Source organism: Streptomyces olivaceus (assembly GCF_000721235.1).
GTDB lineage: Bacteria > Actinomycetota > Actinomycetes > Streptomycetales > Streptomycetaceae > Streptomyces > Streptomyces olivaceus.
In genome coordinates this window covers 53,041-59,261 of sequence record NZ_JOFH01000036.1, presented here as the reverse complement: position 1 = coordinate 59,261, position 6,221 = coordinate 53,041, and the positions used below count along the sequence as shown (strand labels likewise).

The 6,221-nt window shown below is 73.2% G+C and carries 6 protein-coding genes; all 6 read left to right on the top strand.

Annotated features, from left to right (window positions below; genetic code table 11):
- Positions 1 to 1,236: glycosyltransferase (locus IG94_RS0131640; RefSeq protein ID WP_063763422.1), on the top strand; the 1,236-nt coding region annotated here is incomplete at its 5' end.
- Entirely contained in the window at positions 1,233 to 2,468 is a 1,236-nt protein-coding gene (locus tag IG94_RS0131635; RefSeq protein WP_031045160.1) for a class I SAM-dependent methyltransferase, read from the top strand. The genes IG94_RS0131640 and IG94_RS0131635, both read left to right, overlap by 4 nt.
- Positions 2,465 to 3,274: a sugar phosphate nucleotidyltransferase gene (locus IG94_RS0131630; protein WP_031045157.1), complete on the top strand. Its 810-nt coding sequence runs from the start codon at positions 2,465 to 2,467 to the stop codon at positions 3,272 to 3,274. Before IG94_RS0131635 ends, IG94_RS0131630 begins: the two co-directional genes overlap by 4 nt.
- Entirely contained in the window at positions 3,271 to 3,918 is a 648-nt protein-coding gene (locus IG94_RS0131625) for a PIG-L deacetylase family protein (RefSeq protein WP_031045155.1), read from the top strand. The genes IG94_RS0131630 and IG94_RS0131625 overlap by 4 nt, the downstream gene beginning before the upstream one ends.
- A gap of 3 nt (positions 3,919 to 3,921) precedes the next feature.
- Entirely contained in the window at positions 3,922 to 4,947 is a 1,026-nt protein-coding gene (locus IG94_RS0131620) for an NAD-dependent epimerase/dehydratase family protein (protein WP_031045150.1), read from the top strand.
- Positions 4,935 to 6,218, top strand: coding sequence for a DUF4910 domain-containing protein (locus IG94_RS0131615; protein ID WP_031045146.1), 1,284 nt, complete (start codon positions 4,935 to 4,937; stop codon positions 6,216 to 6,218). The genes IG94_RS0131620 and IG94_RS0131615 overlap by 13 nt, the downstream gene beginning before the upstream one ends.
- Positions 6,219 to 6,221 lie beyond the last annotated feature (3 nt).

Genomic DNA, 6,221 nt, shown 5'->3' with positions numbered 1-6,221 from the left:
GTCCTCGTGGTGCACAACCGCTACGCCTCGGCGCAGCCGAGCGGGGAGAACAAGGTCGTCGACCAGGAGGTGGCGCTGCTGCGCGAAGCCGGTCACCGGGTCGGGGTGTTCGAGCGGCGCAGCGACGAGATCGGCTCCCGGTCGCTGATCGGCAAGGCCGCGATCCCGCTGACGGTGCCGTGGAACCCGGCGGTGCGGACCGAGCTGACCGCCCGGCTGCGCGCGGAGCGGCCGGACGTGGTGCACGTCCACAACGTCTTCCCGCTGCTGTCCCCGGCGGTGCTGGCCGCCTGCGCGGACGCCGGTGTACCGGTCGTCGCCACGCTGCACAACTACACGCAGGTCTGCCCGCCCGGCACGCTGCAGCGCGACGGCCGGCCGTGCACGGAGTGCGTCGGGTCGGCGCCGCTGCCCGCCGTGCGGCACGGCTGCTACCGCGGCTCCCGGCTGGCCACGGTGCCGCTCGCGGTCGGCCTGTCGGTCAACCGGCGGCGGTGGCGGTCGGGCGTGGAGCGGTTCCTGTGCATCTCCGCGGCGCAGCGCGACGTCCTGGTGGCAGCCGGTCTGCCGGCCGAACGCCTGGTGGTGAAGCACAACTTCGTGCCCGACCCGGACGTCCGCCGCACCGGCCCCGGCGAGCATCTGCTCTTCCTCGGGCGGCTCGCGGAGGCCAAGGGGGTGCGGCTGCTCATGGCCGCGTGGGACGAGCTGGCCGCGGACGGCGGTGTGGGCGTGCCGCTCGTGATCGCCGGCACCGGGCCGCTGGAGGGCGAGGTGACCGCGTGGGCCGCGGGCCGCCGGGACGTGCGCTGTGTCGGCCTGTACGACCCGCCGCAGGTCCGCCGGGCCGTGGCGCGGTCGGTGGCCGTGGTGGCCCCGTCGACGTGGCTGGAGGCGTTCGGCCTGGTGGTCGTGGAGGCGATGGCGGCGGGGGTGCCGACCGTCGCCGCCGGTCACGGCGCCTTCGTCGAACTGGTCGAGGACGGGGTGACCGGACTGCTGCACCGGCCGGGCGAGCCGGCCTCGCTCGCGGCAGGTCTGCGCCGGATCACGGACGGGCCGGAGCGGAACCGGGAGATGGGGCGCGCGGCCCGGCGCCGCTACGAGCGGGGCTTCAGCCCGGCCGTCGGGCTGGAGCGCCTGGTTCGGGAGTACCGCACCGCGATCGCGGGTCGGTCAGCACTGGCTCGCGGCGGGGGGACCCGCGCGGGCAGGGGGGATGGGAACAGCAGATGACACGATGCCGACTCTGCGGCTCGGAGGCGATGGCGAGCGTCGTCGACCTCGGGGCGACGCCGCCGTGCGAGAGCTTTCTCTCGGCGGACCAGCTGGACCGGCCGGAACCGGCGTACCCGCTGCACCTGCGGGTGTGCACCGACTGCTGGCTGGCGCAGTTGCCGCCGCTGATCACGCCGGAGGAGACGTTCACGCAGTACGCGTACTTCTCCTCGTACTCGACCTCCTGGGTGGAGCACGCCCGCGCGTTCGTCGCGGACGCCGTCGGGCGGCTGCCGCTCGGTCCTGACGCCTTCGTGGTCGAGGTGGCGAGCAACGACGGGTACCTGCTGCGGCACTTGGTGGACCGGGGCATCCGCTGCCTCGGCATCGAGCCGTCGGTGAACGTCGGCGCCGCGGCGCGCGAGGCGGGGGTGCCCACGCTCACCGAGTTCCTGGACCCGGCCACCGGCACCGCCGTCCGCGAGGAGCACGGGCCGGCGGATCTGGTCGTGGCCAACAACGTGTACGCGCACATCCCCGACGTGGTCGGCTTCACCGAGGGCCTGCGCGCCCTGGTCGCCGACGACGGCTGGGTCTCGATCGAGGTGCAGCACCTGCTGACCCTGATCGAGGAGAACCAGTACGACACGATCTACCACGAGCACTTCCAGTACTACACGGTCGCCTCCGCGATCCGGGCGCTGGCGAGCGGCGGACTCACGCTGGTGGACGTCGAGCTGCTGCCCACGCACGGCGGTTCCGTCCGGCTGTGGGCCCGGCCGGCCGAAGTGGCCGGGGAACCGAGCGCGCGGGTGTCCGACGTGCTGGAGAGGGAGAAGGCGGCCGGGCTGCGGGAGTTGACCGGGTACGCCGAGTTCTCCGCCCGGGTGGCCAAGGTCCGCCGGGACCTGCTGCGGTTCCTGATCGAGGCGGCCGAGCGCGGCGAGACGGTGGTCGGCTACGGCGCCCCGGGCAAGGGCAACACGCTGCTCAACCACTGCGGTGTCCGCCCGGACCTGCTCGCCTACACGGTCGACCGCAACCCGTACAAGCACGGCCGGTTCACGCCGGGCGCCCGCATCCCGGTCCTGCCGCCCGAGCAGATCGAGGCGGACCGGCCGGACTGGGTGCTGGTCCTGCCCTGGAACCTGCGGGACGAGCTGGTCGAGCAGCTGTCCTTCGTGCACGAGTGGGGCGGCCGGCTGGTCTTCCCCATCCCGGAACTGAGCATTGTCGAGGTCGAGCGATGAAGGTCGTACTGTTCTGCGGCGGTTACGGGATGCGGATGCGCGAGGGGACGTCCGACGACGTGCCCAAGCCGATGGCGATGGTCGGGCCGCGGCCGCTCATCTGGCACGTCATGCGCTACTACGCGCACTACGGGCACACGGAGTTCGTCCTGTGCCTGGGCTACGGGGCCCATCACATCAAGGAGTTCTTCCTCACCTACGAGGAGACGGCGTCCAACGACTTCGTGCTGCGCGGCGGGCGGACCGAGCTGCTGTCCACCGACATGTCCGACTGGACGATCACGTTCGCGCAGACCGGCATCGAGTCGCCGATCGGCGAGCGGCTGCGCCGGGTGCGGCACCACCTGGACGGCGACGAGATGTTCCTCGCCAACTACGCCGACGTGCTCACCGACGCCCCGCTGCCGGAGATGATCGACCGGTTCGCCCGGCGGGACGCCGGCGCCTCGATGATGGTCGTGCCGCCGCAGTCCTCGTTCCACTGCGTGGACCTGGGCGAGGACGGACTGGTGGGCGGGATCACGCCGGTGAGTGAGCTGCCGCTGTGGGAGAACGGCGGCTACTTCGTGCTCCGCCAGGAGGTCTTCGACCACATCCCCCGGGACGGGGACCTGGTCGCCGACGGTTGCGCGGGACTGGCCAAGCGAGGACGGCTGGTGGCGCACCGGCACCGCGGCTTCTGGAAGCCGACCGACACCGTGAAGGAGCGGGCCGCGCTGGACGCCGCCTACACCCGGGGCGAGCGCCCGTGGGCCGTGTGGGAGCGGGACGGCGCGGCCGCGCACGCCGGTGCGGGGTCCGCGTGATCCGGCTCGGTGCCGGGCGCCTGGGCCGGGTCGTCGCGATGGGCGCGCACTGCGACGACATCGCCATCGGCGCGGGCGGCACACTGCTGACGCTCTGCCGGGCGCGGCCGGGGGTCCGGGTCGACGCGCTGGTCCTTACGGGCGGTGGCGGCGAGCGGGAGCAGGAGGAGAGGGCCGCGCTCGCCGCCTTCTGCCCGGGCGCCGACCTGCGGCTGACCGTCCTCAAGCTGCCGGACGGCCGCATGCCGGCGCACTGGGAGGAGGCCAAGGCCGCGGTCGAGGAACTGCGCGGGCGCAGCGAGCCGGAGCTGGTCCTGGCGCCGCGCACCGACGACGCGCACCAGGACCACCGCGCCCTGGCGAAGCTGACGACCACCGCGTTCCGCGACCATCTCGTCCTCGGCTACGAGATCGTCAAGTGGGACGGCGACCTGGGCCGTCCGGCGGCCTACCAGCCGCTGTCGCCGGAGACGGCCGAACTGAAGGCAGGGCTGCTTCAGGAGCACTACCCCTCGCAGCGGCACCGGCCCTGGTACGACCGGGAGGCCTTCCTCGGTCTGGCCCGGATCCGCGGCATCGAATGCCACGCGCGCTACGCCGAGGCGTTCGCCGTCACCAAACTCACTCTCGACCTGGGGGATTGAACCTTGCGCGTACTGCTGACCGGGCACCAGGGCTATCTGGGCACCGTGATGGCCCCGGTGCTCACCGCGGCCGGGCACGAGGTCGTGGGGCTCGACGCGGGCCTGTTCGCGGACTGCGTCCTCGGCCCGGCGCCCGCCGACCCGCCGGGCCGGCGGGTGGACCTGCGCGACGTCACGGCCGAGCACGTGGCCGGGGTGGACGCCGTGATCCATCTGGCCGCGCTCTCCAACGACCCCCTGGGCTCACTGGCGCCGGAACTCACCTACGACATCAACCACCACGCCTCGGTGCGCCTGGCCCGGCTGGCCCGCGACGCCGGGGTGCAGCGCTTCCTGTACGCCTCGACCTGCTCGGTCTACGGCGCCGCGGGCGGTGACGGCCTGGTGGCCGAGGACGCCCCGCTGCGCCCGGTGACGCCGTACGCGGAGTCCAAGGTGCGGGTGGAGGACGACCTGCACGCGCTGTGCGACGGCGACTTCAGTCCGGTGTACATGCGCAACGCCACCGCCTTCGGCCACTCGCCCCGGCTGCGCGCGGACATCGTGCTGAACAACCTCGTGGGCCACGCTCTGCTGTCCGGCGAGGTCCTGGTGCTCTCCGACGGCACCCCCTGGCGTCCGCTGGTGCACGCAGCGGACATCGCCCGGGCCTTCACGGCCGCGCTGGACGCGCCGCGGGAGGCGGTGCACGACCGGGCGTTCAACATCGGCAGCGAGGCCAACAACGTCACGGTGGCCGAGATCGCCGAGCAGGTCGCGGCGGCGGTGGCCGGCTCGAAGGTCGTGATCACCGGGGAGACCGGGGCCGACCCGCGCTCGTACCGGGTGGACTTCTCCCGCTTCCGCGCCGCGGTCCCCGGCTTCGACTGCGCGTGGACGGTGAAGCAGGGGGCGGTCGAACTCGCCGACGCCTACCGCGACTTCGGCCTCACCCGGGAGGACTTCGAGGGCCGGTTCACCCGGCTGGCGGTGCTGCGGGCGGCGTCGGAGACGGGTGCCGTCGACGACACCCTGCGGTGGCGCCGATGACCGGGTACGGGGAGGAGATGTACGGGCTGGTGGAGCGGCTCTACCCGCTGTGCCGGAGCATCACGGGCGACGGCGTGCGCGCCACCCTGCGGATCGTCGACGAGTACCTCCCCCTGCGCGTGCACGAGGTGCCGACCGGGACGCGGGTGCTGGACTGGACGGTGCCGCAGGAGTGGAACATCCGGGACGCGTACGTCGCCGACGCGGCCGGCCGCCGGGTCGTCGACTTCGCCGAGTCCAGCCTGCACGTGCTCGGCTACAGCGTGCCGGTGTCGGCGACAATGCCGCTGGCCGACCTGCGCCCGCACCTGCACACCCTGCCGGACCACCCGGGCTGGGTGCCGTACCGCACCAGCTACTACGAGCCGGCGTGGGGATTCTGCCTGGCCCAGGAGACCCTGGACGCGCTGCCGGACGGCGAGTACGAGGTCCGGGTCGACTCCACCCTGGCGGACGGCCACCTCACCTACGCCGAGCACGTGGTGCCCGGGCAGGTGTCCGACGAGGTGCTCGTCTCCTGCCACGTCTGCCACCCGTCGCTGGCCAACGACAACCTGGCCGGCATCGCCGTGGCGACGTTCCTGGCCCGCGCGCTGGCGGAGCGGACGCCGTACTACACCTACCGGTTCGTCTTCGCGCCCGGCACCATCGGGGCGATCACCTGGCTGGCCCGCAACCGGGAGCGGGTGGAGCGGGTCAAGCACGGTCTGGTGCTGGCCTGCGCGGGCGACCCGGGGCAACTGACGTACAAGCAGAGCAGGCGGGGCGACGCGGAGATCGACCGGGTGCTGCGGCACGTGCTGACCGCCTCCCAACGCCCGCACCGCATCGCCGGGTTCACGCCGTACGGCTACGACGAGCGGCAGTACTGCTCGCCCGGGTTCGACCTGGGCGTGGGATCTCTCACCCGCACCCCGTACGCCGGCTACCCCGAGTACCACACCTCGGCGGACGACCTGGACTTCGTCTCCCCGGCGGCGATGGCGGACACGCTCGCCGTGTGCCGCGAGGCGTTCGCCGTCCTGGACCGCAACCGGCGCTACGTCAACCTCAGCCCCTACGGCGAACCGCAGCTGGGCCGGCGCGGGTTGTACGACTCGCTCGGCGGCCGCAGCGACGCGAAGCAGGCGCAGCTGGCCATGCTCTGGGTGCTCAGCCTCTCCGACGGCGAGCACGCGCTGCTGGACGTCGCCGACCGGTCGGGCCTGCCGTTCGACACCGTCGCCGGCGCGGCGGACGCCCTGCACGGCGCCGGGCTGATCAAGGCATGACGC

Bases quoted from the DNA above. Each gene is read 5' to 3' on its own strand.
- IG94_RS0131635 (WP_031045160.1), top strand. From the start codon at position 1,233: ATGACACGATGCCGACTCTGCGGCTCGGAGGCGATGGCGAGCGTCGTC.
- IG94_RS0131630 (WP_031045157.1), top strand. From the start codon at position 2,465: ATGAAGGTCGTACTGTTCTGCGGCGGTTACGGGATGCGGATGCGCGAG.